The sequence below is a fragment of the Streptomyces sp. Inha503 genome (genome assembly GCF_047215865.1).
Taxonomy (GTDB): Bacteria; Actinomycetota; Actinomycetes; order Streptomycetales; family Streptomycetaceae; genus Streptomyces; species Streptomyces lycopersici.
Map to the genome: position 1 here is coordinate 6,273,726 of NZ_CP178360.1, position 24,147 is coordinate 6,297,872.

Sequence of the window (24,147 nt, forward strand, 5' to 3'; positions counted from 1 at the left end):
CGCCCCGGGCCCGGCCCGGGCGGCGGATTTCTCGGCCGGACCCGGAACCCGGATCCCGGCGGCGGTGTAGTGAAGGCAGGGGACGGCCTGACGCCGCCGCCCGGATCCGGCGCACAGACACGACGAGTACCACCAGCACGGCGAGTATGACCAGCAGGACGAGTATGACCAGCACGGCGAATACGACCAGCACGCCGACCCGGCGCGCACGACCAGCGCGCCGGGCGACATGAGCGGCGTGAGCAACACGAGCAACACGAGCAACACGCCGAGCAGGACAAGCAACACGGCGACACCCGAGCGGGAGCGAAACGCGGCATGACGACCACAGGAGCAGGAGCAGGCGGGGGAGCGGGGCTGCGGGCCCGGATCCACACCCGCGACGGCTGGGCGGTCCAGCACGCGGTGCTGACCGTCACCGATATGACGGGCGCCCAGGTGCTGCGCGCGCAGGCCGACACGGACGGCGCCGTGCGGACCGACGAGCCGCTGCCGCCGGGGCCTTACACGATCATCGCCACCGCGGTCGGCTACGCCCCGGTCGCGTCCACGGCGATCGTCACGGCCTCCGGGCGGGCCGACGTGGGCACGGTGGTGCTGGCGCGCCAGGGCGGGGTGGAGCTTCCACCGCCCGGGGCGTGGACGATCGACCCGGCGCATTCGACGGTGGCCGCGGTCGCCCAGCACCTGGGGATCTCCAGCGTCCACGGCCGGTTCACCGAGTTCAGCGGGCGGATCGAGGTCGCCGAGGACATCGAGAAGTCGCGCGTCGAGGCGGTCATGCGGGCCGCCAGCATCGACACCGGCAACACGATGCGGGACGGCCATCTGAAGTCGGCCGACTTCCTCAATGTGGAGGAGTTCCCGGAGCTGACGTACCGGAGCACGCATCTGAGCGCGGCCGGGGCCGACCGCTGGACGGTCCATGGCGAGCTGTCGATGCACGGCGTGGTCCGGGACGTGGACCTGGACCTGACGTACCTGGGCACCGGCCCCGACCCCTGGGGCGGGGTGCGGGCGGCCTTCCGGGCCGTCGCCGAGCTGCGCCGCGAGGACTTCGCGATGAACTACAACCAGGTGGTCGCGGCGGGCATCGCGGCGATCGGCACCACCCTGCGGGTGGAGCTGGACATACAGGCGGTGCAGGGCGAGCAGCTCCCCACGGCCTGACCTGCCCATGGCCTGACCCGCCCGCCACCGAGCGCTATCGGTCCCTCAGTGCCTCGATACCGGCGATCGCGAGGTCCAGGGCGAAGGCGAAGTCGCGGTCCTGCATCTCCTGGACCGTGGTGCCCCCGCGAGCCTCCATGATCTTCCGCGCCCCGTCGAACTCCATACGGTCCTCGACCGTGCCCATCATCTCGTGGAACAGCTCGTCCTGGGTGACCCCCGCCGCCCGGCAGCGGGCGGCGAAGCGGCCCTCGATCGTGCCGAAGCCGTAGACGAACTGGTAGACGAGCGCCAGCGCGCTGGTGATCCTGTCGTCCGGCAGCCCGCTGTTGCGCATCACGGCCAGCGCGGCGTTGTTGAAGACCACCGCGTTGGGCCCGATGTTGAGGTACTCCCCCAGCAGCGCCGGCAGCCAGGGGTGGCGCACCAGCACCCGCCGGTACTCGGTGGCGACCTGGCGCAGCTGCTCATGCCAGTCCCGCGGCTCGGCCGGGACGTGCTCAAGGCCTTCCACGGATCCGACGGGCTCCACGGGTCCGACGGCCTCGATGGGCAGCGCTATCTCGCCCATGGCCGCGTCGAGGGCGAGTTCGAGCAGATGGTCCTTGGTCTCCACGTACCAGTAGACCGACATGGCGGTCACCCCGAGCTCCGCCGCGAGCCGCCGCATCGAGAAGCCCGAAAGTCCCTCGGCGTCCAGCAGCCGCATCGTCGCCGCGACGATCTTCAGATGGTCGAGCCCCACGGGCTGCTGGTCGCCCTTGCGCTTGGGGGTTTTACGCTCGGAGAGCCAGACGCTGGACCGCGGGGGAACGGTGCGGCTGCCGGTTGCCATGGCGGCGCCTCTCTTTCTCCGGTGCGCTGGCGCCACGTACGTCCCGGGACCGGGCACGCGGCACCTCACTACCTGAAGATGCTATTCCGCCGGGGCCTCCTGTGAAGATCGTTCGGCCCTGCTGAGCAGCAGGGCGGCCAGCACTCCACCCGCCAGCACGGCCGCCGCGCCGACCAGCTGGCTGGTCTCCACGCCCGAGGCGAAGGCGTCGGCAACGGCCTCGCGGTCCTCGGGGGTACGGGCGGCGGCGAGGGCGGCCGGGAGCGAGCCCGCTCCGGTGGCGGCCGCGGGCAGCAGCGAGCCGAAGCGGGAGTTGAGCACGGCGCCGAGGACGGCGACACCGAGCCCGTTGCCGCATTCGGTGAGCGTGCCGTTGATCCCCGCGCCCACCCCCGCCTTCTCCGGCGGGATGGCCGACATGATCGCGTTCGCCATCGCGGGCCCGGCCAGCGCGATACCGACCCCCATCACCACCAGCCCCAAGAGCATTCCGCCATAGCCATGCGCGCCGAGCGTCGCGATGGCGGCGAGACCGGCCGCGAGCAGCCCCATCCCGCCGACGATGGTCACCGGGGTCCCGAGCTTGGGCAGCAGCCGCGCGCCGACACCGGTGAGGTTGAGCACGACGATCACCAGGGCGAGCGGCGCGGTGCGCAGCCCCGCGTCCAGCGCGTCATAGCCGAGCACGAACTGTAGATGCTGGGTGAGCAGGAAGAGCGAACCGCCCATCCCGAAGGCCACCAGGATGCCGCCCGCCACCGCGCCCACGAACCGGCGGTCGCGGAAGAAGTGCATATCCAGCATCGGATACGGGATATGACGCTCCCACAGCGCGAATCCGGCCATCACGGTGATGCCGATGAAGGCCGAAAGCAGCACCCGGCTGGAGGTCCAGCCGTGCTCCGGCCCGGAGATGATCGCGAAGACGATGCCGGTCATGCCGACCGTGGAGAGCAGCGCGCCGAGCAGATCGGGGCGGTCGCTGGTCGGCGCCTTCGACTCCGGCACCATCCAGACCACGGCCACCAGCCCGAGCAGCGCCACCGGGATATTGATCAGGAAGATCGAGCCCCACCAGAAGTGCTCCAGCAGCGAGCCGCCGATCAGCGGCCCCGCGGCGAAGCCGAGCGAGCTGACCGCACCCCACAGCCCGATGGCCTTGGCCCGTTCGCCCTCGTCGAAGACCTGCACCACGACGGCGAGCGTCGTGGTCATCAGCAGCGCCCCGCCGATGCCCATGCCCGCGCGGGCGGCGATCAGCTGGCCGGAGTCCTGCGCCATCGACGCCGCGAAGGAGCCGACGCCGAACAGGGCGAGCCCGGCGACCAGCAGCTTCTTCCGCCCGTAGCGGTCGGCGGCGCTGCCCGCGGTGAGCAGCAGCCCCGACTGGACCAGCGAATAGGCGTTGATCATCCACTGGATGTCGGCCGTGCGGGCATCCATCTCCCTGGCCAGGGAGGGGACCGCCACATTGAGGATCGTGTTGTCCAGCAACACGGTGAGCTGGGCAAGGCAGATCACGGCGAGGATCAACCAGCGCTGGGGATGGCCGCCAGGGGACTGATCGGGTGGCGCGGAGGCGGCGTCGGCGGTCGAGACCGTCATGGGGACTCCAGACAGGGTCTTCTACGGTGTATGGCGATGTGCTGGGCCTTACACCGTACAAGTGCCGCTGTACGCCGTACAGCGAATTATGTGCGCGCGTCGCATACGCATACGGGCCGGTGATCGCGGGGGTGAACCCGCGACCACCGGCCCGTACCCAACGGGACTCCGGGGTCAGCCGGAGGACTTCGAGGACGTCGGCGCCTTCGTCGACGCCTTCTGGGTCAGGTCGTAGAGCGTGGCGCTGCCCACGGTGACCTTCTTGTAGGTGGACTCGATCCAGGAGGTGATCTGGGACGAGGTCCCCTGGCCGCCGCCCGGCCCGCCGCCCATGCCGGTGCCCGAGGAGATGAAGTAGTGGATCCTGCCCTGCTTCACATACTCCTTGAACTGGGCGAGCGTCGGGGACGGGTCGCTGCCGTTGAAGCCGCCGATGGCCATCACGGGCTTCTCGGTGGCGAGTTGGTAGCTGGCGGCGTTCTGGGAGCCGATCGCCGCGGCCGCCCAGGTGTAGTCGTCGGCGTTCTTCTCCAGCTTCGCCTCCACGTCGGCGTCGACCTGCTGACCGTCGAGCAGTCCGCCCATGCCGCCGCCACGGCGGCCGCCCTCGCCCATGCCGCCGCCGGGCAACATGCCCGGCCGGCCGTTCTGCCCCTGGCCGCCCTGCGCGTTGCCGGTGCCGTTGCGCGGGGACTGGCCGCCGCCCGGGAAGCCCCCGCCGGGGAAGCCGTTCTGGCCACCACCCGGCTGACCACCGCCGGTGCCACCGCCCGGCATGCCCTGCGGACCACCCTGGCCCTGACCGCCCTGCTGATTGCCCTGACCCTGGCCCTGCCCCTGCCCCTGCTGGCCCGCGCCCTGGCGCCCGTTCTGCATCCCCGGCGGACCGCCCCGGCCGCCGCCCGGGAAGCCGCCACCGGGGCCGCCCATACCGCCCGCCACCGACGGACCGGCCGTCACGATGGAGCCGTGCTTCGGGGTCTCCACCGTGTTGAGCGTGTACGCGACCGGCCCGGCCAGCCCCGCCGCGAGGCCGAGGCCCGCCGCGGCCAGCGCCGCCCTCCGGCCCAGGCGCGCCGTCAGCAGCAGCCCGGCCGCCGCCGTGAGCCCGCCGATCAGCACCGCCCAGCGCAGCCAGGGGTGCCAGTCCGGCGACCGCCCCAGCAGGACGTACGACAGATACGCGGTGACCGCCACCGTGACGGCCAGCACGGCCGAGGCCGCCGCCCCGGCCCGGCCGCCCTCGCTCCGCCGCTCCCACAGCAGGGTCGCGCCCATGCCCACGAGCGCCGCGATATAAGGCGCCAGGGCGATGTTGTAGTACTGGTGGAAGATCCCGGACATGAAGCTGAAGGTCGCGAAGGTCATCAGCAGCGCCCCGCCCCACACCAGGAAGGCCGCGCGCCGGGTGTCGGTGCGCCTCGCCCGCCAGGTCAGCCAGATGCCCGCCGCCAGCAGGATGAACGCCGCGGGCAGCAGCCACGCGATCTGACCGCCCATGTCGGAGCCGAAGAGCCGGTCGATCCCGGTGTCGCCCCACCGGCCGCCACCGCCACCGCCGCCGCCCGGACCGCCCCCGCCGACGCTGCCGGTCTCATCGCCGTTGATCCGGCCCAGACCGTTGTAGCCGAAGGTCAGCTCCAGGAAGCTGTTGTGCTGCGAACCGCCGATGTACGGGCGCGAGGACTCCGGCCACAACTCGACGATCGCGACCCACCAGCCGCCGGAGACCACCATCGCGAGCCCCGCGAGCAGCAGTTGCCCGATCCGCCGGCCGAACTTCGCCGGGGCGCACACCGCGTACACCACCGTGAGCGGCGGCAGGATCAGCCACGCCTGAAGCGTCTTGGTGAGGAAGCCGAGGCCGAAGCAGACCCCGGCCAGCACCAGCCACTTGGTGCGCGCGTCCTCCAGGGCGCGCAGCACGCAGTAGATCGCGGAGACCATCAGCAGGCACAGCAGCGCGTCGGGGTTGTTGAAGCGGAACATCAGCGCCGCGACCGGGGTCACCGCGAGCGCCGCGCCCGCGATAAGCCCGGCGGCCGCGCCGAACCTGCGCCGTACGGCCGCGTACAGCACCCCGACCGTCGCGACGCCCATCAGCGCCTCGGGGGCGAGGACCGCCGAGGAGGAGAGGCCGAAGAGCCGCACCGACAGGGCCATCGGCCACAGCGCGGCCGGGGGCTTGTCGACGGTGATGGAGTTCGCGGCGTCGGAGGAGCCGAAGAAGAACGCCTTCCAGCTCTCGCCGCCCGCCTGCACGGCGGCCGAGTAGAACTGGTTGGCGTAGCCGGACGCGCCCAGGCTCCACAGATAGAGCACGGTGGTGGCGGCCAGCAGGGCCCACAGGGCGGGCCGTGCCCAGCGCGGGTCCTCCGGCCGTCCTCTCCAGGCCCGCGCCAGGCGCGAGCCGCCGGGCGCCCGCGGGCCCGGCCGGGGAGTGGCGACGGGGGCCGGTGGCGGCCCGGCTTCACGGGTGCCGTAGTCGTAGGTGGTCATCGATCGGTCCTCGGGTCGTGGTCGGTCGTGGCCCCGCTGTCCGACGGGAAGACCCAGGCCCGGAAGAGCAGGAAGCGCAGTACGGTGGCGGCGAGGTTCGCCGCGATCAGCACGGCCAGTTCGGTGCCGTGCGAGGCGGTGCCGGGGACGGCGTCCAGGGCGGCGAGGGAGCCGCTGGTCAGCACCAGGCCGATGCCGAAGACGACCAGCCCCTGGGCCTGGTGGCGCATCGCGCGGTCCCGGCCGCGTACGCCGAAGGTGAGCCTCCGGTTGGCCGCGGTGTTGCCGAGCGCCGACAGCAGCAGCGCCAGCGCGTTGGCCACCTGCGGGCCGGTGCCCATCCGGAAGAGGGAGTACAGCAGCAGATAGACCAGTGTGCTCAGCGCGCCGACCACACAGAACCCGACCAGCTGACGGGCCAGGCCCTTCGGCACCCCGCTCAGCTCCCGGTCGCGCGGATCGTCGCCGAACGGACGGCGCACCCGGTCCAGCGGCAACGCACCGGTGGCCAGCGCGCGCCCCACCCGCCACACGCCCTTGAGGTCATCGGTGGCCGTCTTCACGATGTGGACCGTGCTGTTGGGGTCGTCCACCCAGTCCACCGGCACCTCGTGGATGCGCAGCCCGGCCCGCTCTGCCAGCACCAGCATCTCGGTGTCGAAGAACCACCCGGTGTCCTCGACCAGCGGCAGCAGCCGCTCCGCGACGTCCTTACGGATGGCTTTGAATCCGCACTGGGCGTCGGAGAAGCGGGCGGCCAGGCTGCCGCGCAGAATCAGGTTGTACGCCCGCGAGATGAACTCCCGCTTGGGCCCGCGCACCACCCGTGAGCTGCGGGACAGCCGCGATCCGATCGCCAGGTCGGAGTGCCCGGAGATCAGCGGGGCCACCAGCGGCAGCAGCGCCTTGAGGTCCGTGGACAGATCGACGTCCATATAGGCGAGCACGGGCGCCTCTGACAGCGACCACACGGTGCGCAGCGCCCGCCCGCGCCCCTTCTGCTCCAGCCGGACCGCCGTCACCTCCTCGATGGACTCGTCCAGGTAGGCCGCGAGGTCGGGCGTGCGGTCCGTACTGGCGTTGTCGGCGATGGTGATCCGGAAGCCGTACGGGAAGGTGCGGGCCAGATGGTCGTGCAGCCGTCGTACGCACCGCTCGAGGTCCGCTTCCTCGTTGTAGACGGGGATGACGACGTCCAGCACCGGACGGCCGCGCACGACCGTCACCGGCCCGCGCACGGGCAAAGTTTGGAGGGGTGTCTCGGGCGGAGCCCCGAGAGGGGTGTCGGTTCGCATGAGGTCGACGGTCGCGAGCCGCGCTGTCACGGCTGTGTGGTCAGCCTGTGGCCTGCCTGTGAGTCCGTTACGCCCTGGTGAACGACCCGGTGCACGGGCAGGTGGACGCCGAACACGGTGCGTCCGGGCACGCTGTCCACCGTCACCTGCCCGTCGTGCGCGGCCACGACCGCGTGCACGATGGCCAGGCCGAGCCCCGTACTGCCCGCGGCGCGGGAGCGTGAGGCGTCGCCGCGCGCGAACCGCTCGAAGACATGCGGCAGCAGTTCGGGCGGGATGCCGGGACCGTCGTCCTCGATCTCCAGCGATACGTACGCGGGCGGCCGCGGCGGGCCGAAGGCCCCGGCGGCGCGGGCGGCCGCGTACGGGGAGCCGTAGGGCGGGGCGGACCGCTGAGCTTGGGACCGGGCGGAGGGCTGAGCCTGGGGCCGGGCGGACGGCTGGACTTGGGACCGGGCGGAGGGCTGGGCGTGCGGCTGGGCGGACGGCGAGCCGCGCTCCTTACGGTGGCCATGGGAGGACGCGCCGTAGGACATCCCATAGGAGAGCCCGTACGGCGCCGGATACGGCGAGGGGTACGGCGACGCCTGCGGCCCGCCCCACAGCACCCGCGCCGTGACCGTGGTACCGGCCGGGGTGTGCGTCCGCGCGTTGGCCAGGAGGTTCACCAGCACCTGGCGCAGCCGGGCGTCGTCGCCGAAGACGACCGCCGGTTCATCGGGCAGTTCCAGCCGCCACTCGTGGTCCGAGCCGACCGCCCGCGCGTCGCTGACGGCGTCCACGACCAGCGGGGACAGATCGACCTCCGCGCATTCCAGCGGCCGTCCCGCGTCCAGCCGGGCCAGCAGCAGCAGATCCTCGACCAGACCGGTCATCCGCCCGGCCTCGGACTCGACCCGGCCGAGGGCATGCCGGGTGTCGGGCCCGATCTCCTCCCGGCCGCGCCGGGTCAGCTCGGCGTAGCCGCGGATCGAGGCGAGCGGCGTACGGAGCTCATGGCTGGCGTCGGCGACGAACTGCCGCACCCGTGTCTCGCTCTCCTGACGGGCCGCGAGCGCCGACTCCACATGGCCGAGCATGCGGTTGAGCGCCGCGCCCACCTGGCCGACCTCGGTACGCGGATCGGCCTCCGAGGCCGGGACGCGCTCACGCAGCGCCACCTCGCCGCTGTGCAGGGGGAGTTCGGAGACCCGGGTCGCGGTCGCGGCCACCCGGCGCAGCGGCCGCAGCGAGATGCCGACCATCGCGGCCCCGGCGATCCCGGCCGCGACCAGCCCGGCCGCGGCCACACAGACCTCCACGAGAATGAGGGTGTTGACCGTCTCCTGCGTCTGGTCGAGCGGGAAGGCGAGGATGATGCCACCGTCCCGGTGGTCCGACTGGGCCACCACCCGATAGCCGCCGAGGCCGGGCAGATCGATGGTGTGCACGTCCCCGTCCAGGGGAACGGCGGCGATTGCCTTCTGCTGGCCGCTGGTCAGGGGGTCCACCCGGCTCTCGGCGTCGAGTTCGTTCGTCATGGGCGAGTCATTGCTCTTACCCGACATGGTGATCTCGCCGTCCTTGCCGAACCGCGCCCCGACCGTGCCGATGGGCTGACCGGGCGAGGCGACGAAGAGCACATCGTCCCGGGGGAGTTCGCGCTCCGGTCCCGGCTTGTTCAGGAACCGCCCGATGGATGCACGCAGATCGTCGTCCACCTGGCCCTGGAGGTACGACTGGAGGGCGAGGGTGGTGACCGAGCCGATCACCGCGCAGACCACCGCGATCAGGGCGACGGCCGAGACGACCAGGCGCGTGCGCAGGGACCAGGGGCGGCGCCCGGCCCGCTGGGTGCGCCGGGCGTGCGCGCGCCCCTGCGCCGCCGCTCCCGCGCCCCGGGGCGGCTGGGAGCGGCCGGGCATCCCGTCAGTGCCGGGCATCCCGTCGGTGCCGGGCATCCCGTCGGTGCCGGGCATCTCGGGGCCCCGGGGCGGCCGGGGCGGCCGGGGCGGGGGGTGCGCCACGGTGTCTACTCCCCGGGCTTGATCAGATAACCGGCGCCCCGCCGGGTGTGGATCATCGGGCTGCGCCCCGCGTCGATCTTGCGCCGCAGATACGAGATGTAGAGCTCGACCACGTTGGCCTGGCCGCCGAAGTCATAGCTCCAGACCCGGTCGAGGATCTGCGCCTTGCTGAGCACCCGGCGCGGATTGCGCATGAGGTAGCGCAGCAGCTCGAACTCGGTCGCGGTGAGATGGATCTCCCGTCCACCGCGCGACACCTCGTGGCTGTCCTCGTCCAGGACCAGATCCCCGACCGCCAGCACCGACTCACTGCGCGCGGCCGCCGCCCCCGACCTGCGCAGCAGCCCGCGCAGCCGGGCGACGACCTCCTCCAGGCTGAACGGCTTGGTGACGTAGTCGTCGCCGCCCGCCGTCAGCCCCGCGATCCGGTCCTCCACCGCGTCCCGCGCGGTCAGGAACAGCACCGGGACATCGGGCAGTTCGCGGCGCAGCCGCCCCAGCACGGCGAGCCCGTCCATATCGGGCAGCATGATGTCCAGGACCACCGCGTCCGGGCGCAGCTCACGGGTGATCCGGATCGCCTCCGCGCCGTCACCCGCGGTGCGCACCTCCCACCCCTCGTAGCGCAGGGCCATCGACAGCAGGTCGGCGAGCGCCGACTCGTCGTCCACGACCAGCACCCGGACGGGGCTCCCGTCGGGGCGCAGCAGCTCGGTACGCCCATGAGGCGAGGTCGGCATCATGACCTCCACCCTCGGAGCGGGCCCTGAGAGGTCCCTTTCGGCCGCCTGTGAATTACCTGAGAATCCCGTGGAGGCGGGGACGGGACCGGCCGGGAGGCGAATCAGCGGATCCGGGGGCACGGAACGACTACGCGGGCCGCGGAATAACCGGAAGGACTCTCCGGCTTCCCCCTGTATGACTTCTCGTCCCGCACTTGGCAAGATCGGCATCTGGACCGCGGCCCTCAAGACGGACTTCGCCCCATCAGCGCAGGTCAGCGAGGCAGTGGCCGAGCTGGACGAGCTGGGGTACGGCGCCGTGTGGCTCGGTGGCAGTCCCAGCCCGGATCAGGCCGGAGTCCTGCTGGACGCCACCTCCCGGATCACCGTCGCGACCGGGATCCTGAGCATCTGGGACCACGAGGCGGCCTACGTCGCCGAGCGGCACACCGCGCTCAACGCCGCCCACGACGGACGCTTCCTCCTCGGCCTCGGCGTGAGCCACAGTGCGCTCGCCGGTGAGCGCTACAAGCGCCCGTACACGGCGATGAAGGAGTACCTGACCGCGCTGGACTCCGCCCCGACCCCGGTCCCCGCGGCCCAGCGGGTCCTGGCCGCGCTCGGCCCGAAGATGCTCGAGCTGTCCCGCGACCGCGCGGCCGGCGCGCATCCGTACCTCGTCACCCCGGAGCACACCGCCGAGGCCCGCGACGTCCTCGGCAAGGAGGCCGTGCTCGCGCCGGAGCTGAAGGTCGTCCTCGACACCGACCCGGAGCGCGCCCGCGCCACCGCCCGCGACTACCTCGGCCGCTACCTGGCGCTGCCCAACTACACCAACAACTTCAAGCGGCTGGGCTTCGAGGACGCGGACTTCGCGGACGGCGGCAGCGACCGTCTCCTCGCCGCCATGTACGCGCTCGGCGACGCGGAGACGATCCGGGCGCGCGTGGACGAGTTCCTGGCCGCGGGCGCGGACCACCTCGCGATCCAGGTGGTGAGCGAGGACCAGGCTCTCCCCCGCGAGCAGTGGCGCACGCTGGCCGAGGCACTGCCGCTGGACAAGAGCTGACGGTTCCGGTCAGCCCCTCGCCCGGCGCCTGCGCAGGCACCGGGCGAGCCTCATATCCAGACCGCGTGCGCTGTCCACAACGGCCGCATCCGGATCCGGAAAGCACTCCATCCACAAGGGGCCGCATCCGAGCGGCCACAACCCGTCATATCCCGACCGTCATATCCCGAACAGCCGCGCCGCGTTCCCGTAACACACCCCGCGCAGCCACTCCTCGTCCTGCCCGACCCGCGTCAGCGCGTCCAGCGCATGCCGGTATCCGTAGGGGATGTTGGGGAAGTCGCTCCCGAACAGCACCCGGTCCCCCAGTGCGGCCAGCCGCTCCCGCTCCGACCGCGGAAACGGCCACTGGCGCTCGGTGAAGTCGGTGAAGACCATCGTGGTGTCCAGGTGGACCCCCTCGTACCGCTCCGCCAGCCCCAGGAAGTCCGAGTACTCCGGCAGCCCCATATGCGCGATGATCAGGCGCAGCCGAGGGTGGCGGGCCAGCACCCGCCCCACCGGCTCCGGTCCGGTGTACTTGCCCGGGTGGGGTCCCGAACCGCAGTGGATGACGACGGGCGTCCCGCTCCCGGCGAGCATGCCCCACACCGGGTCGAGCAGCGCGTCGCCCGGGTCGTACGCCCCCACCTGCACATGGGCCTTGAACACCCGCGCCCCGCCCTCGAGCGCCGTGCGCACGTACCCCTCCACCCCGGGTTCGGGGAAGAAGGTCGCGGTGTGCAGACAGTCGGGCGTACGGGCGGCGAAGTCGGCCGCCCAGTCGTTCAGCCACCGCGCCATGTCGGGCTTGTGGGGGTAGAGCATCGAGGTGAAGGCCCGCACCCCGAACGCCCTTAGCGTGGCGAGGCGTTCGGCCTCCTCCTCGCGGTAGGTGATGTGCCAGCGGGGCTCGACGGCGTCGAAGAAGGCCCAGACCTTGTCCAGTACGCGCTGGGGCATGAAGTGGGTGTGCACATCGATGAGTCCGGGCAGCCCGAGCTCCTGCCAGAACCGCTGCACCGACTCCACGGCGGGATCGTCCATACCGATCACGGTAGTTGCCCCGGGCGTATTGCTACAGCCTCGTCTCAAGCTCTCGCCTTGAGTTGATCACAGCCTCGACCAGTGGTTTTGTCACGCCCATGACGATCTGCCGCAGCAAGATCACCACAAGGGGAACCGAGAAGGTGAACTGACGCTCCGTGACCGACGTATCCACCTACGGCAGTCACCACTCGCTCGGCGATCACCACTCGTTCGGCGTCGTCACCAACCGACCATCACCAACCACCGGGGGACCGTCCATGCTCAACCGCCCGCCTCGCGCCGCCGCCCGATCCGGGACCGCTCTCGTCTGCGCCCTCGGTGTCACCCTCCTCGCCCTCGCCACCACCGGCTGCGAGGACGACACCGCCGCGTCCGGCCGACGGCAGCCCGCGACCCGCGCCGACATGGCGGCCGACAGCGACGGCGGCAAGACCCTCCGGCTCGGCGAGCCCACGTCGGTCACCTACAAGCGCGGCTCGGACCATATGCGCGGCGCCCTGCGGGTCACGGCGGTGAGCGTGCGCAAGGGCACCCATGCCGAGCTGAGGGCGGCGGATGTGGAACCGTCCGACATACGGACCACCCAGCCGTACTACGTCACCATGACCTTCGAGAACATCGGCGGGAGCTCCCTCCACTACCCCTTCCTCAACACCCCCACCGGCCTCGAGGACACGAACGGTGTGGACGACCAGCCGCTCATCACTGGCGACACCGAGGTGACGGCCTGCCCGGGGAAGGACCCGGACGACTTCGCGGTGGGGGCGAAGGTCTCCCTGTGCAAGGTGTTCCTGGTGCCCAACGGCATACGGCCGTCGGTGGTGACGTACAGCACAGGCGATGACACCAAGCGCCCGGTGAGCTGGAGGGTCACGCGTTGACGTCGGCGGGGCTCCACGCGCGGACGGCGGCGGGGCCCCGGCGCGGCCGAACGATCGAGGGCCCGGCACTGAAGTGCCGGGCCCTCGATACCTGAGTAGCGGGGACAGGATTTGAACCTGCGACCTCTGGGTTATGAGCCCAGCGAGCTACCGAGCTGCTCCACCCCGCGTCGGTAGACGTAACTCTACGTCGTTCTCCCCGCTAAGGGAAATCCATATCGCCGCCCCCGGCCGACCACCCAGAAAAGACCACTCAGAAAAGCGTCTCGGCCATGACCGAGACGGCACCGACGACGGCCCCGTACCCAAAGGCCGTCAGCAGCGGCCAGGGAACGGGCCGGGGAGCGAGCACCCGCCAGTGGAAGCCGTAGTCCCGGTACTCGGCCATGCCCTCCGTCCCGGGCAGCACCATGAACCGGGGCTGGACCGTGCAGAACGGCCACCAGTCCAGAACCACCAAGTCGAAGACGACGAGCGCTAGCCAGAGGAGGGCACCGAAGACGAACGCGCGCCAGAAGCCGAGCCCGCCGTCGGCCCGACCGTGCAGATCGACCATCCCGGCGACCGGCACGGCGATGAACACCACCGCGTTCAACGCCCCCATGACCCCGGCCGCCCGCTTCCCCCGCGCGCTCTGCGCGCTCTGCGCGCCATAGCGCTCCCGGATCGCCGGTGGATAGTCGTCGACCAGTGCGTCCCTGGCCACCGCAACCACTCCACAATCACTCCACTCCGACGGCCCGCCCCGGGCATTAGCGGAGCGTTAGCCGTACGGCGGCGGATCATCAGCGGCGACCGACAGCCTTGTTCTCACGAGCCCGAACCACACGTCGCAAGACACCACGCCGCGAGACACCACATCGCGAGAACGGGGAAGACCATGTCGCACCGCACCGCCCTCCGCCACAACCGCCACGCCCGCAAGGCCGCCGCCGCCGTGATCATCGCTGTGGCCGCGCTCGGGCTCACCGCATGCCAGGACGGCGAGACCGACTCCTCGTCCTCACCCTCCGCCTCCGCGAGCGCCCCGCAATCCCCCGCACCCACGGCGAATGACCAGGACCAGGGCCAGGACCAGGGCCAGGACCAGGACCAGGACCAGGCCAAGGACACCGCCAAGGGCACCCCCAGGAAGCCTGGCATGAGGTGCACGAACCAGATCAACTACGCGGGAGACCACAGGTCCAACGCCGAGATCAACTCCATCGGCAACGACACCGGCTACTGCCCGCCGATCGAGAAGGGCGAAACCCCCAAGGGCACCCCCAGGAAGCCCGGCATGAGGTGCACGAACCAGATCAACTACGCGGGAGACCACAGGTCCAACGCCGAGATCAACTCCATCGGCAACGACACCGGCTACTGCCCGCCGATCGAGAAGTGAGCTCCCGCCGTGACGCCGGTCGACGTCCACGGTCGACGTCCACGGTCGCGGTCGCGGTCGCAGTCACGGCGCGGGCGGAGTCGCCCGTACCAGGCCCGTCTGGTAGGCGATGACGACCAGTTGGGCACGGTCGCGGGCACCCAGCTTCGTCATCGCGCGGTGAACGTGGGTGCGCACGGTCAGCGGGCTGAGCGTGAGGACCTCGGCGATCTCGGTGTTGGACTTGCCCTCGGCGGCCAGGCCCATCACCTCGCGCTCACGGACGGTGAGCTCCGACAGGCGTTGCGGAGGCGCGAGATGGGCGTCGGGGGCGGGGGACATGAGGAAGTTCGTGATGAGGGTGCGGGTCGCGGCGGGTGACAGCAGCGCCTCGCCGGAGGCCACGGTGCGCAGCCCGGCCAGCAGGGTGTCGGCGGTGACGTCCTTGCCGAGGAAGCCACTGGCACCGGCACGCAGCGCCTGGGCGACATAGTCCTCGGTCTCGAACGTCGTCAGGATGAGGACGCGGGTGGCGGCCAACTCCGGGGCGGCGCAGATCGCGGAGGTGGCGGCGAGGCCGTCCGTGCCCGGCATCCGGATGTCCATGAGAACGATGTCGGGGTGGTGGGCGCGGGTCAGCTCCAGCGCCTCCGCGCCGTCCGACGCCTCGCCGACCACCGTCATGTCCTCGCAGGAGTCGATCAGGATCCGGAAGGTGGCCCGCAGCAAGGTCTGGTCGTCGGCGAGCAGCACCCTGATGGTCATGACTTTTCCCCTCCCGCGGGAGCGTCTGTGGCGCCTACGGACGCCTCGGACGCCTCGGGTGTTTCAGGTACCTCGGCGGCTTCAGGCGCTTCAGGTGTCCCGGGCGCCTCGGCTGCTTCAGGGACCGAGGGCTGGAGCGGCAGCGCGGTGGTGACCTCGAAGCCGCCCTCCGGGCGGGGTCCCGCGCAGAGTTCGCCGCCGATGGTGCGGGCGCGTTCACGCATGCCCATGACGCCGAAGCCCCGGCCCGGCACTGCATCGGTGGCCTCGGTGGCCTTGGCGGCCTCGGCGGCCTCGGCGGCCTCGGGGGTGTCATTAGCGTCCGGGCCGTCGTTGCTGACCGTGATCAGCAGCCGAGCTCCGGAGTAGACCAGACGTACCTGTGCGGAGTCCACGGCGGCGTGCTTGGAGACGTTGGTGAGCGCCTCCTGCACGATCCGGAACGCGGTCAGGTCCACCCCGGGGGAGAGCGGGCGGGGCTCCCCCGTCGTGCTGACCGTGACGGCGAGCCCCGCGGACGCGCACGCCGAGACCAGCTCGGGCAGCCGGGCGAGTCCGGGAGACGGCTCCAGGGACGCGGAGGACGGGGCGTCGTTCTGGCGCAGCAGTCCCAGCGTGGCCTTCAGCTCGCGCAGCGCGGAGGACGTGGTGCCGGTCAGATCGTTGAGGATCTTCTTCGTCTGCTGCGGACTGGTGAGCGCGAGGTGGGCGGCCGTACCGGCCTGCGCGTTGGCCAGGGCCATGTGGTGGGCCACGACGTCGTGCAGCTCGCGGGCGATGCGCATGCGCTCCTCGGTGACGCGCAGCCGTGCCTCCTCCTCCCGGGTGCGCTCGGCGTGTTCGGCGCGGGCCTGCACCGACGCCAGGTAGGCGCGCCGCAGCCGGGTCATGTTGCCGGCGGCGAGCGGCAGCAGCAGCCAGAAGAAGGGGCCGATCGTCCGGAGCACCAGGGACAGACTGTCCATGGAGTCGGAGACCGCCGACGCGACCATCACCGCCACCATGATGGTGCCGCCGAAGACGCGGGTGGTCTTGCGGCCGGTGAGCGTGGCCAGCCAGTAGAGCGCCGCCATGACGGGCCCCAGCAGCAGGGGGGTCAGCAGGTACCCCAGCGAGATCGCGATCACGGTGCAGACCGCGGTCACGACGACCGCGGTGCGCGGATGGCTGCGGTACTTCAGCAGGGCGAGGCAGGACACGCCCATGAGGGCGGTGGCGGCCCGGTCCTGGTCGGGTGGGTCGGCGCCGGGCATGGTGAGGTTGCTGCCGAGGGCCGCACAGCCCATCAGCGACAGGACCAGCACCACGTCGATGACGTGGGGGTAGCGGTCGGCGTACTGCTCGAAACGGTCCGTGTAACGCTCAAGGCTGGTGCTCATCGGCTGGGCTCTCCGCTCGGTGCTGTGGGCCATCGTGACCGATTCGGCGCTCCGTGGGCCACCGTGCCGGATTCGGTGGCCCATGGGCCACCATGCCCGTTTCGGTACTCGGTGGGCCACCGTGCCCGTTCCGCCGCGCGGACCGCCGCCGGGGCCGCCCATGTCGTTCGCCACGGGCGGCCCCGGTGGAGGCGAGTCGGGCGGTCGATCAGCTGCGGGCCACTTCCAGACCGTTCGTCCCGGCCAATTCCGGGCCCGATCCCGAGCCCGATCCCGATTCCGAATCCGGCCCCGAGCCCGAACCCGACCCCGGCCCCGATTCCGAATCCTGCCCCGATCCCGACCCCGACCGTGGTCCCGATCCCGCCCGGCGGCCGAGCGCCTCGCCCTCCACGTCGACCTTGGGCAGCAGCCGGTCCAGCCACTTCGGCAGCCACCAGGCCCTGTCGCCGAGCAGGGCGAGCACGGCGGGCACGATCGCCATCCGTACGACGAAGGCGTCGAACAGGACGGCGGAGGCGAGCCCGAACCCGATCATCTTGACCATGGAGTCGCTCTCGCCGACGAACCCGGCGAACACCGCGATCATGATCAGCGCGGCTGCCACCACCACGCGCGCACTGTGCCGGAACCCGGATGTGATCGCCTGGCCGGGCCGCTCACCGTGGACGTACGCCTCCCGCATCCGCGAGACGAGGAACACCTCGTAGTCCATGGCCAGGCCGAAGATGATGCCCACCAGGAAGATCGGCATCAGGCTCATGATCGGGCCGGTCTGCTCCACGCCCAGGAGTCCGGCGCCGTGGCCCTGCTGGAAGACGAGGACCACCACGCCGAGGGAGGCCAGCACCGAAAGCAGGAAGCCGAGGGCCGCCTTCAGCGGGACGAACAGGGACCTGAAGACCACCAGCAGGAGCACGATCGCGAGGCCCACCACGACCACCAGGTAGGGGATCAGCGCGGACCGCACCTTGTCGGAGACGTCGATGTTCAGCGCGGTGGTACCGGTGACCTCGAAGGTCGCCCCGGTCTCGGACTCGACCCCGGGCCGCTCGCCCCGGATGGTCGTGACCAGGTCCTTGGTCCTTTCGTCGGTCGGCGCCGTGGACGGCACGACCTGGAAGACGGCCGTGTCACCGGCCTCGTTGAAGCGGGCCGGGGAGACGGAGACGACACCCTCGGTACGGCCGATCTCCTCCGCGACCGTGTCGGCGGCGCCCTTCGGATCGCTGTCCCCCTTCGCGTCCACGACGACCGTCAGCGGCCCGTTGAAGCCCGGCCCGAAGCCCTCGGCGAGCGCGTCGTAGGCCCGGCGCTCGGTGGTGGAGGTCGACTTGGCCTCGTCACCTGGCATGCCGAGCTGTAGATCCGTCATCGGCACCGCGAGGGCCCCGAGGCCCACCACGCCCAGCAGCAGCACGGGCAGCGGACGCCGCAGCACGAACCGCGCCCAGCGACTGCCCCCGTTGTCCCGGGCGCCCTCCCCGTTGTCCCGGGTGCCCTCCTCCTCGATCCGGCCGCTCCCGCGGGCCCGCCGCCGGAGCACGGCGTTGGGCCAGAAGCCGAGGAACGCCGGGACCAGCGTCAGCGCGACCAGTACGGCCACGACGACCGCGCCCGCCGCGGCCAGACCCATCTTGGTGAGCATCGGGATGCCGACCACCGCGAGTCCGGCCAGCGCGATCACGACCGTGAGCCCGGCGAACACGACCGCGGAACCGGCCGTGCCGACCGCCAGACCGACCGCCTCCCGCGGCACCCGGCCCTTGGCGCGCTCCTCGCGGTAGCGGGAGACGACGAACAGGGCGTAGTCGATGCCGACCGCGAGCCCCAGCATCATCGCCAGGGTGCCGGTCGTCGTGGACAGGCCCAGCGCCTGGGACAGGGTCAGGATGGTGGCCATGCTCACGCCGACGCCGATGATGGCGGTCAGCAGCGGCAGTCCGGCGGCGGCCAGCGAACCGAAGGTGACGAGCAGCACGACGGCGGCTATCGCGACACCGATCACCTCGGCCGCGCCGCCGGGCCCGCCACCGCCGTCCATCGCGCTTCCACCGGCCTCGACGGTCAGCCCGGAGCCCCGCGCCGTGTGGAGGGCCCGCTCCAGCTGGTTCTTGCTGGCGTCGGTGAGGTCGTTGGCGGCGACCTTGTAGGTGACCGTCGCGTACGCCGTCGTGCCGTCCCTGCTGACGGCCTTCGCCCGGAACGGGTCGACGGCGCTCGCGACCTGAGCCCCGTCGCCCAGGTTGGCCACGGCCTCCTCAACGGCCTGCCGGTTCTCGGTGGCGGTGACCTTCTCACCGCTCGGCGCGACGAAGACGACCCGGGCGGTCGCGCCGTCGGCGGAAGCTCCGGGGAAGCGCTGTTCCATCAGGTCGAACGCCTTCTGGGACTCGATGCCCGGCATCGAGAACCCCTCGTCGGAAGCGCCCGAAGCCTTGAGCGCGCCCAGCCCGACGGCGGCCAGGACGGCCGCCCAGACCAGGGCGACGTACCAGCGTCGCCGGAAGGCCAGACGGCCCACTTGGTAAAGGAATGTAGCCACGGCAGGAGGTCTCCACATCTGGTGCCGACTGTCCGCATCTGGTGCCGACCGTCCGCCCAGGCTCTCCGGGAGCGGGCCGCCCTGTCGTCGTGCGCCTGCCGACATTTCGCGCTACTGAGAACGCAGTACACACCGGCCGACCGGATCCGCCGCTGGTACGACGGTTGTCACCACATGTGCCTGATCGCGCGCAGGCGCGCGCCCGGTGGGCGGAGGGCCCACCGGGCGCGCGGAAGTGTGGGAGTGCGGGTTTCCGTGGCTCCGTGGCTCCGTGGCTTACGGGTGGTACTTCTCCTCGACCGTCTCGGCGGCGCCGGACTTGGGGTTCATGGTGACGCGTACGGTCACGCTGTTGGTCTTCGCGGCCTTCTCCAGCTGCTCCACGGTGCACTTGGAGGTGCCGTAACCGTCGTCGCCGATGGACACGGTGCCGCCGTCGGCGGAGCAGATCGCGGCCGCGCCGAGGATCTTCGTGGCGTTGGAGATCAGGAAAGCCTGCTCCATGCCACCGCTCTCGGGCTTGATGGTCATCTTGCCGGGCGCGAGGTACTTCAGCGTGCCGACGTATACGCGGTGGTTCCCCGCGTTGGCGGCGCCGCCGCCCTTGGCCCCACCGTTGCCGGCGGCGGGTGGCGCCGTGTCGTTCTTGCCGCCGTTCTGGCCCTGCTTCCCGCCGTTCTGGCCCTGCGAACCGGAGTTGTCCGAGGAGGAGCCGCTGGTGGGCTGGGCCGAGGCCGAGGAGCCGGCGGAGTCGGCCCCGGAGTCTTCCGGCCCGCAGGCCGTGGCCCCCAGGCTCAGCGCAGCGGCCGCGACCAGGGCGGCGGCGATACGGCGGCCGGCGCGGCCGCGGAAGCGGTTGGTGGTGGTGGCGGTGTTCATCGTGACCTCGCGTTGCTGTGTTCTGTCGTCTCGCTCCCGGACGACAACCAGCTTCGAAGACCGCGTTGGCGTTCTACTAAGATCGCGTTGGCGTTCCGCTAACGGACAACTAATACCGTGCGGCGGCAGCGCAACCCGTGGCCCCAAGGCCAGGTCCTGCCGAACCGGGGCCTGCGCGCCGGTCCCGGCGGTCGGGCGAATTATCTGTGGCCGGAGAGCAACACAATGAGCCTTGAGCCCTCCACCCCATTGCGCGAAACCGCGTTTTATGGCCCGTCTAAGAGGCCTATACGGTCGGATCCATGGAGCGGAATTTTCTGACGGCAGAAAAACTCACGGCTGCTTTGCGTGCCGGTGAAGTGACCTCGGCGGAACTGACCGACGAGGCGATTGCCCGTATTGAGCGGGACGACAAGGCGATCAACGCGATCTGCGTGCCGGACTTCGACCGTGCGCGGGCCGCCGCGCGCGATGCCGACCAGGCGCGCGCCCGCGGTGAGGACCGGCCGCTGCTCGGCATTCCGGTGACGGTCAAGGAGTCCTACGACATCGCCGGGCTGCCCACGACCTGGGGCATGCCGCCGCACCGGAACTACATACCGGCCGAGGACGCGGTACAGGTGTCGCGCCTCAAGGCCGCGGGAGCGGTGGTGCTCGGCAAGACCAACGTGCCCTTGGGGCTGCAAGACATACAGAGCTTCAACGAGATCTACGGCACCACCAATAACCCCTGGGATCACGGTCGTACGTCGGGCGGCTCCTCCGGCGGATCGGCGGCGGCCCTCGCGTCCGGATTCGGCGCGCTGTCCATCGGCTCCGACATCGCCGGTTCACTGCGCACCCCCGCGCACTTCTGCGGTGTCTACGCGCACAAGCCGACACTCGGGCTGGCGGCGACCCGCGGCATGGTCCCGCCGACCGCGCCTGCGCTACCGGCCGAACCAGACCTCGCCGTCGTCGGCCCGATGGCGCGCACCGCCCGCGACCTCACGCTCCTGCTCGACGTCATGGCCGGACCGGACCCCCTGACCCTCGGCGTGGCGCACGCCGTCACACTGCCGCCCCCGCGCCACGAACGACTCCGCGACTTCCGGGTCCTGGTCCTCGACGACCATCCGCTCATTCCGACCTCGTCCGCCGTGCGTGCGGGCGTGCACCGGGTCGCCGACGCACTCGCCGACAGCGGCGCCCGCGTCGAACGCCACAGCCCGCTGCTGCCCGACCTGAGCGAAGCCGCGGTCCTCTACACGCAGTTGCTGTTCTCGGGTTTCGGCGGACGTTTCCCCCTCGAAGCGTACGAGCAGCTACGGACCCAGGCCGCCGAACTGAGCGCGGACGACCACAGTCTCGATGCGGCGCTGCTGCGCGGCATGGCGTTCAGCCACCGCGACTGGATCGAGGCGGACAGCCGCCGCGAACTCCACCGCCACGGCTGGCGCCGGCTCTTCGCCGAGTTCGACGCCGTGGTGTGCCCCATCACGCCCACCCCCGCGTTCCCCCACGACCACAACCCCGACCTGAGGGCACGCCGGCTCGACATCGACGGCACCGACTACCCGTACCTCGACCAGCTCGTCTGGGCCGGTGTGGCCACCATGCCCGGCCTCCCCGCCACCGCCATACCAACGGGCCGCTCCCCCGAGGGCCTCCCGGTGGGAGTGCAACTCATCGGCCCAATGCACGAGGACCGCACCCCACTCCGACTGGCGGAACTCCTCGAGCAGAAGGTCGGCGGCTTCCAGCCACCGCAGTAGGGCCGACCATGCCCAACCATAGGCGGCTGGCGACCGGTGGAGCAGTTGTCCGGTCCGACCGGGTGACGCCGGGCGCGAACGGGTGATTCAGGTGTGCTTTTCCTGTTTCCAGGTGGAATGGAAAAGGTGGCATTCATGCGCGAATACAACGCATGAACACCTGGGAGGAAATATGCCGATACAAGCGAGCGTGCTCGTGCGCGGCAGCTCGGTGCTGGTAACCGCCGCGGCGACCGTCGCCATGCTGGCCACCCCTGCCGAAACCACCGAAGCCGAAGCCCACGGCGGGCGGCCGAGCGACGGGCGGGCGGCCGAGACCAGGCAGATCGCGTCCTCGGTCCTGGACGCGGACCAGAACGTCAAGTTCACCCTGACCGCGATCCGCTCCACCGTCGACCCGCTGAGGGCCTCCGTCCGCCTGAAGGCATTCGTCCGGCAACACGGCCGGCTCGTGCTGTCGGACGAGGTACGGGTCGGTGCGGTGGACAGCTGGTTCTGGTTCCCGGTCACCGGGCGGGGCGCGATCTGCGAGTTCTCGACGGCGAGCACCAACCCCGCACCCGTCACCACGAGCCTGCTGATCACCCCAGCGATCGGCTGCTCGCCACCCCAACGCTTCGAGCTGCGGAACGGGAAGTTCAAGGCCGACGGCCACAGCACGCGGACCCCGCACGGCGGAGTGAGCACCGGCGGTGGCGGCATGGCCGACCGAACCGCCACCCGGCGAACACCGACCACCCTGTAGGGCGCCACCCCCGCACGGCCCGCCGGTCACCTTCGCAGTGCCCAGAGCCAAGGCCGTTGACCCGACGCCCGACCCGGTGACTCCTTCACCGAGCCGAACGTCGTCACCACCCAATCGCACACACCAGAGGCAACACCGTTGATTTAGCGCTTTGACCTGGCCTTCAAGCCGTCTTCTATCACCGTGACCTCGGTTGCGAGGGTGTAGTGCTGAGCGGTGGCGGGGCGCTGGAGGGAGTTCTTGCTGTACTTGCTGGTCGGGTTCTTTCGGGTTCGGGCCTTGGCCCGCTGCCGGCGGCGGGCTGGCAGGAGGCTGTCCAGGACGGCGTGGCCGATCGCACCGACCAGGGTGACCTCGCCGGGAAGGATCCCAGCGGCAGTGGTGACCTGGTCGCGGGCGGTCTCCAGGGCGATGGTGAAGCTGATCCGGTCCGGGTCGAGAGCCGGTCGGCTGGCGGCGGCGTCGGCGGTGATCCGTATGAGGGCCTGGTAGGCGGTCAGCAGGGCGTACACCTCCTGGTCGACCTCCGGCGGGCGGTGCGAGCGCAGGATGCGGCCGTCCAGCATCGTGGCCTTGACCGAGAAGTACGTGGTCTCGGCCTGCCACCTCTCGTGATAGAGAGCGACGAGTTCGCGGGCGGGGTAGCGGGCGGGGTCCGTGAGGCTGGTGGCCAGGCGCCACTGCTCACGGCGGACGGTGCCGTCGGCGTAGGTCACGGTGATCCAGGCTTCGACGATCCGCACCGGCAGCTTCCCCATGCCGAAGGTCGACAGGTAGGAGCCGTCAGGCAGCCGCTTGATGATCAGCGGGATGCGCCTGGCCCCGGACCGGCACAGGAACTCCGCCCCGGTGGAGTGGAGTTGGAGCAGGAAGGGGTAACCGTCGAAGCCGGTGTCCAGCAGTACAAGCATCCCGCTGGTCAACCGATCGAGCATCCTCTCGGCGTAGGTGGTCTCGCCTGTGGTCTCCGGGCCGAAGGCGGCGGCGAGCACCGCCCGGGTGCCGCACTCGATGAGCACGAGCAGTCGCAACAGCGGGTAGCCGAACTCCACGTCCTCGCCCTTGCGCTTGCGTTTGGCGTGCCGGGCGGCGATCGGTTCGCTGTCGGGAAGGTGCAGGCTGGTGCCGTCGATGGCCACCGTCCGCAGGCCCCGCCAGAACGCGCCGGGAGTACGTGGTCCGGCCACCGGCCCGGCCAGCGTCTCAAACAATGCCTGGAACGGTGCGGCTCCCACCCGGCGACGTGCCCGGCACAGCGCCGAGGTACACGGCCGCACCAAGGCGAGGGCGTCGAGGCTCGCGACGAGTTTGCCCCACACCGCCCGGTAGCTGCACCGCTCGAACAGGGCCAGCGCCAGGACGAAGTACACCACCACCCGCGAGGGCAGCAGCCTGACCCGTTTCTGGACCGTTCCGGTCTCCTCCAGCACCGCATCGACCAGGGCGAAGTCCACCACCTGGGTCAACTCCCCAAGGTGTCCCGGCGCGAACACGCCCTTGGCTACCGCGATCTCGCGGGTGATGACAGACTGCTCCTGCAACGGAACTCCTTGATCAACTCTCTTGGCCGAAAGTTGATCTACCGGAGTTCCGTTGCGCCGTTCAA

Annotated in this window: 19 protein-coding genes and 1 tRNA gene; 6 read left to right on the forward strand and 14 right to left on the reverse strand. The window is 71.0% G+C overall.

What is annotated here, in order from left to right; genetic code table 11:
- Window positions 1–318: 318 nt before the first annotated feature.
- A complete protein-coding gene (locus ACJX2R_RS25840) occupies window positions 319–1,170 on the forward strand; it encodes a YceI family protein (RefSeq protein ID WP_413102071.1) in 852 nt (283 codons plus the stop codon).
- 34 nt (window positions 1,171–1,204) lie between these two features.
- Here the strand turns inward: ACJX2R_RS25840 and ACJX2R_RS25845 are convergent, their stop codons facing one another.
- The 6 genes from ACJX2R_RS25845 to ACJX2R_RS25870 all read right to left on the reverse strand — a co-directional run bounded on the left by ACJX2R_RS25845 (window position 1,205) and on the right by ACJX2R_RS25870 (window position 10,153).
- Window positions 1,205–2,005, reverse strand: coding sequence for a TetR/AcrR family transcriptional regulator (locus tag ACJX2R_RS25845; RefSeq protein WP_413102072.1), 801 nt, complete (start codon window positions 2,003–2,005; stop codon window positions 1,205–1,207).
- A gap of 81 nt (window positions 2,006–2,086) precedes the next feature.
- Window positions 2,087–3,610 (reverse strand): MFS transporter, encoded by a 1,524-nt coding sequence (locus tag ACJX2R_RS25850; RefSeq protein WP_413102073.1) that lies wholly within the window; start codon window positions 3,608–3,610, stop codon window positions 2,087–2,089.
- Window positions 3,611–3,784: 174 nt separating this feature from the next.
- A complete protein-coding gene (locus ACJX2R_RS25855; RefSeq protein ID WP_413102074.1) occupies window positions 3,785–6,109 on the reverse strand; it encodes a glycosyltransferase family 39 protein in 2,325 nt (774 codons plus the stop codon).
- Window positions 6,106–7,404 (reverse strand): glycosyltransferase, encoded by a 1,299-nt coding sequence (locus ACJX2R_RS25860; protein WP_413102075.1) that lies wholly within the window; start codon window positions 7,402–7,404, stop codon window positions 6,106–6,108. The genes ACJX2R_RS25855 and ACJX2R_RS25860 overlap by 4 nt, the downstream gene beginning before the upstream one ends.
- A gap of 26 nt (window positions 7,405–7,430) precedes the next feature.
- On the reverse strand, window positions 7,431–9,410 hold the full coding sequence (locus ACJX2R_RS25865) for a sensor histidine kinase (protein ID WP_413102076.1): 1,980 nt from the start codon (window positions 9,408–9,410) through the stop codon (window positions 7,431–7,433).
- A gap of 5 nt (window positions 9,411–9,415) precedes the next feature.
- Entirely contained in the window at window positions 9,416–10,153 is a 738-nt protein-coding gene (locus ACJX2R_RS25870) for a response regulator transcription factor (protein WP_262702227.1), read from the reverse strand.
- A gap of 175 nt (window positions 10,154–10,328) precedes the next feature.
- Between ACJX2R_RS25870 and ACJX2R_RS25875 the strand changes: the two genes are divergently transcribed.
- Window positions 10,329–11,201 carry an LLM class F420-dependent oxidoreductase gene (locus ACJX2R_RS25875; protein WP_262702228.1) on the forward strand — a complete coding sequence of 291 codons (873 nt, stop codon included), beginning with the start codon at window positions 10,329–10,331 and terminating at the stop codon, window positions 11,199–11,201.
- A 159-nt stretch (window positions 11,202–11,360) separates the two neighbouring features.
- On the opposite strand, the gene ACJX2R_RS25880 is transcribed toward ACJX2R_RS25875, so the two are convergent.
- Complete coding sequence (locus tag ACJX2R_RS25880) at window positions 11,361–12,227, reverse strand: amidohydrolase family protein (RefSeq protein WP_262702229.1); 867 nt, start codon at window positions 12,225–12,227, stop codon at window positions 11,361–11,363.
- Window positions 12,228–12,385: 158 nt separating this feature from the next.
- On the opposite strand from ACJX2R_RS25880, the gene ACJX2R_RS25885 reads away from it, so the two are divergent.
- The gene (locus tag ACJX2R_RS25885; RefSeq protein ID WP_413102077.1) at window positions 12,386–13,111 is read left to right on the forward strand and encodes a hypothetical protein; all 726 of its coding nucleotides are present in this window, start codon (window positions 12,386–12,388) and stop codon (window positions 13,109–13,111) included.
- Between the two features lie 96 nt (window positions 13,112–13,207).
- Here ACJX2R_RS25885 and ACJX2R_RS25890 read toward each other — a convergent pair.
- A tRNA-Met gene (locus ACJX2R_RS25890) sits at window positions 13,208–13,281 on the reverse strand.
- Between the two features lie 83 nt (window positions 13,282–13,364).
- On the reverse strand, window positions 13,365–13,817 hold the full coding sequence (locus ACJX2R_RS25895) for a hypothetical protein (RefSeq protein ID WP_413102078.1): 453 nt from the start codon (window positions 13,815–13,817) through the stop codon (window positions 13,365–13,367).
- Window positions 13,818–13,991: 174 nt separating this feature from the next.
- Here ACJX2R_RS25895 and ACJX2R_RS25900 point away from each other — a divergent pair, with 174 nt between their 5' ends.
- Window positions 13,992–14,495 (forward strand): hypothetical protein, encoded by a 504-nt coding sequence (locus tag ACJX2R_RS25900; protein WP_413102079.1) that lies wholly within the window; start codon window positions 13,992–13,994, stop codon window positions 14,493–14,495.
- 63 nt (window positions 14,496–14,558) lie between these two features.
- On the opposite strand, the gene ACJX2R_RS25905 is transcribed toward ACJX2R_RS25900, so the two are convergent.
- The 4 genes from ACJX2R_RS25905 to ACJX2R_RS25920 form a co-directional block, all read right to left on the reverse strand.
- The gene (locus ACJX2R_RS25905; protein ID WP_262702234.1) at window positions 14,559–15,239 is read right to left on the reverse strand and encodes a response regulator transcription factor; all 681 of its coding nucleotides are present in this window, start codon (window positions 15,237–15,239) and stop codon (window positions 14,559–14,561) included.
- Window positions 15,236–16,618: a sensor histidine kinase gene (locus tag ACJX2R_RS25910; protein ID WP_413102080.1), complete on the reverse strand. Its 1,383-nt coding sequence runs from the start codon at window positions 16,616–16,618 to the stop codon at window positions 15,236–15,238. The genes ACJX2R_RS25905 and ACJX2R_RS25910 overlap by 4 nt, the downstream gene beginning before the upstream one ends.
- 208 nt (window positions 16,619–16,826) lie before the next feature.
- On the reverse strand, window positions 16,827–19,163 hold the full coding sequence (locus tag ACJX2R_RS25915) for an MMPL family transporter (protein ID WP_413102081.1): 2,337 nt from the start codon (window positions 19,161–19,163) through the stop codon (window positions 16,827–16,829).
- 276 nt (window positions 19,164–19,439) lie between these two features.
- Entirely contained in the window at window positions 19,440–20,042 is a 603-nt protein-coding gene (locus ACJX2R_RS25920) for a hypothetical protein (protein ID WP_413102082.1), read from the reverse strand.
- Between the two features lie 302 nt (window positions 20,043–20,344).
- Between ACJX2R_RS25920 and ACJX2R_RS25925 the strand changes: the two genes are divergently transcribed.
- Window positions 20,345–21,796: an amidase gene (locus ACJX2R_RS25925; protein WP_413102083.1), complete on the forward strand. Its 1,452-nt coding sequence runs from the start codon at window positions 20,345–20,347 to the stop codon at window positions 21,794–21,796.
- Between the two features lie 172 nt (window positions 21,797–21,968).
- Window positions 21,969–22,541, forward strand: a complete 573-nt coding sequence (locus tag ACJX2R_RS25930; protein WP_413102084.1) for a hypothetical protein — start codon at window positions 21,969–21,971, stop codon at window positions 22,539–22,541.
- A gap of 143 nt (window positions 22,542–22,684) precedes the next feature.
- Here ACJX2R_RS25930 and ACJX2R_RS25935 read toward each other — a convergent pair whose 3' ends face one another.
- Window positions 22,685–24,082 (reverse strand): IS4 family transposase, encoded by a 1,398-nt coding sequence (locus tag ACJX2R_RS25935; RefSeq protein ID WP_413098523.1) that lies wholly within the window; start codon window positions 24,080–24,082, stop codon window positions 22,685–22,687.
- Between the last annotated feature and the right edge of the window lie 65 nt (window positions 24,083–24,147).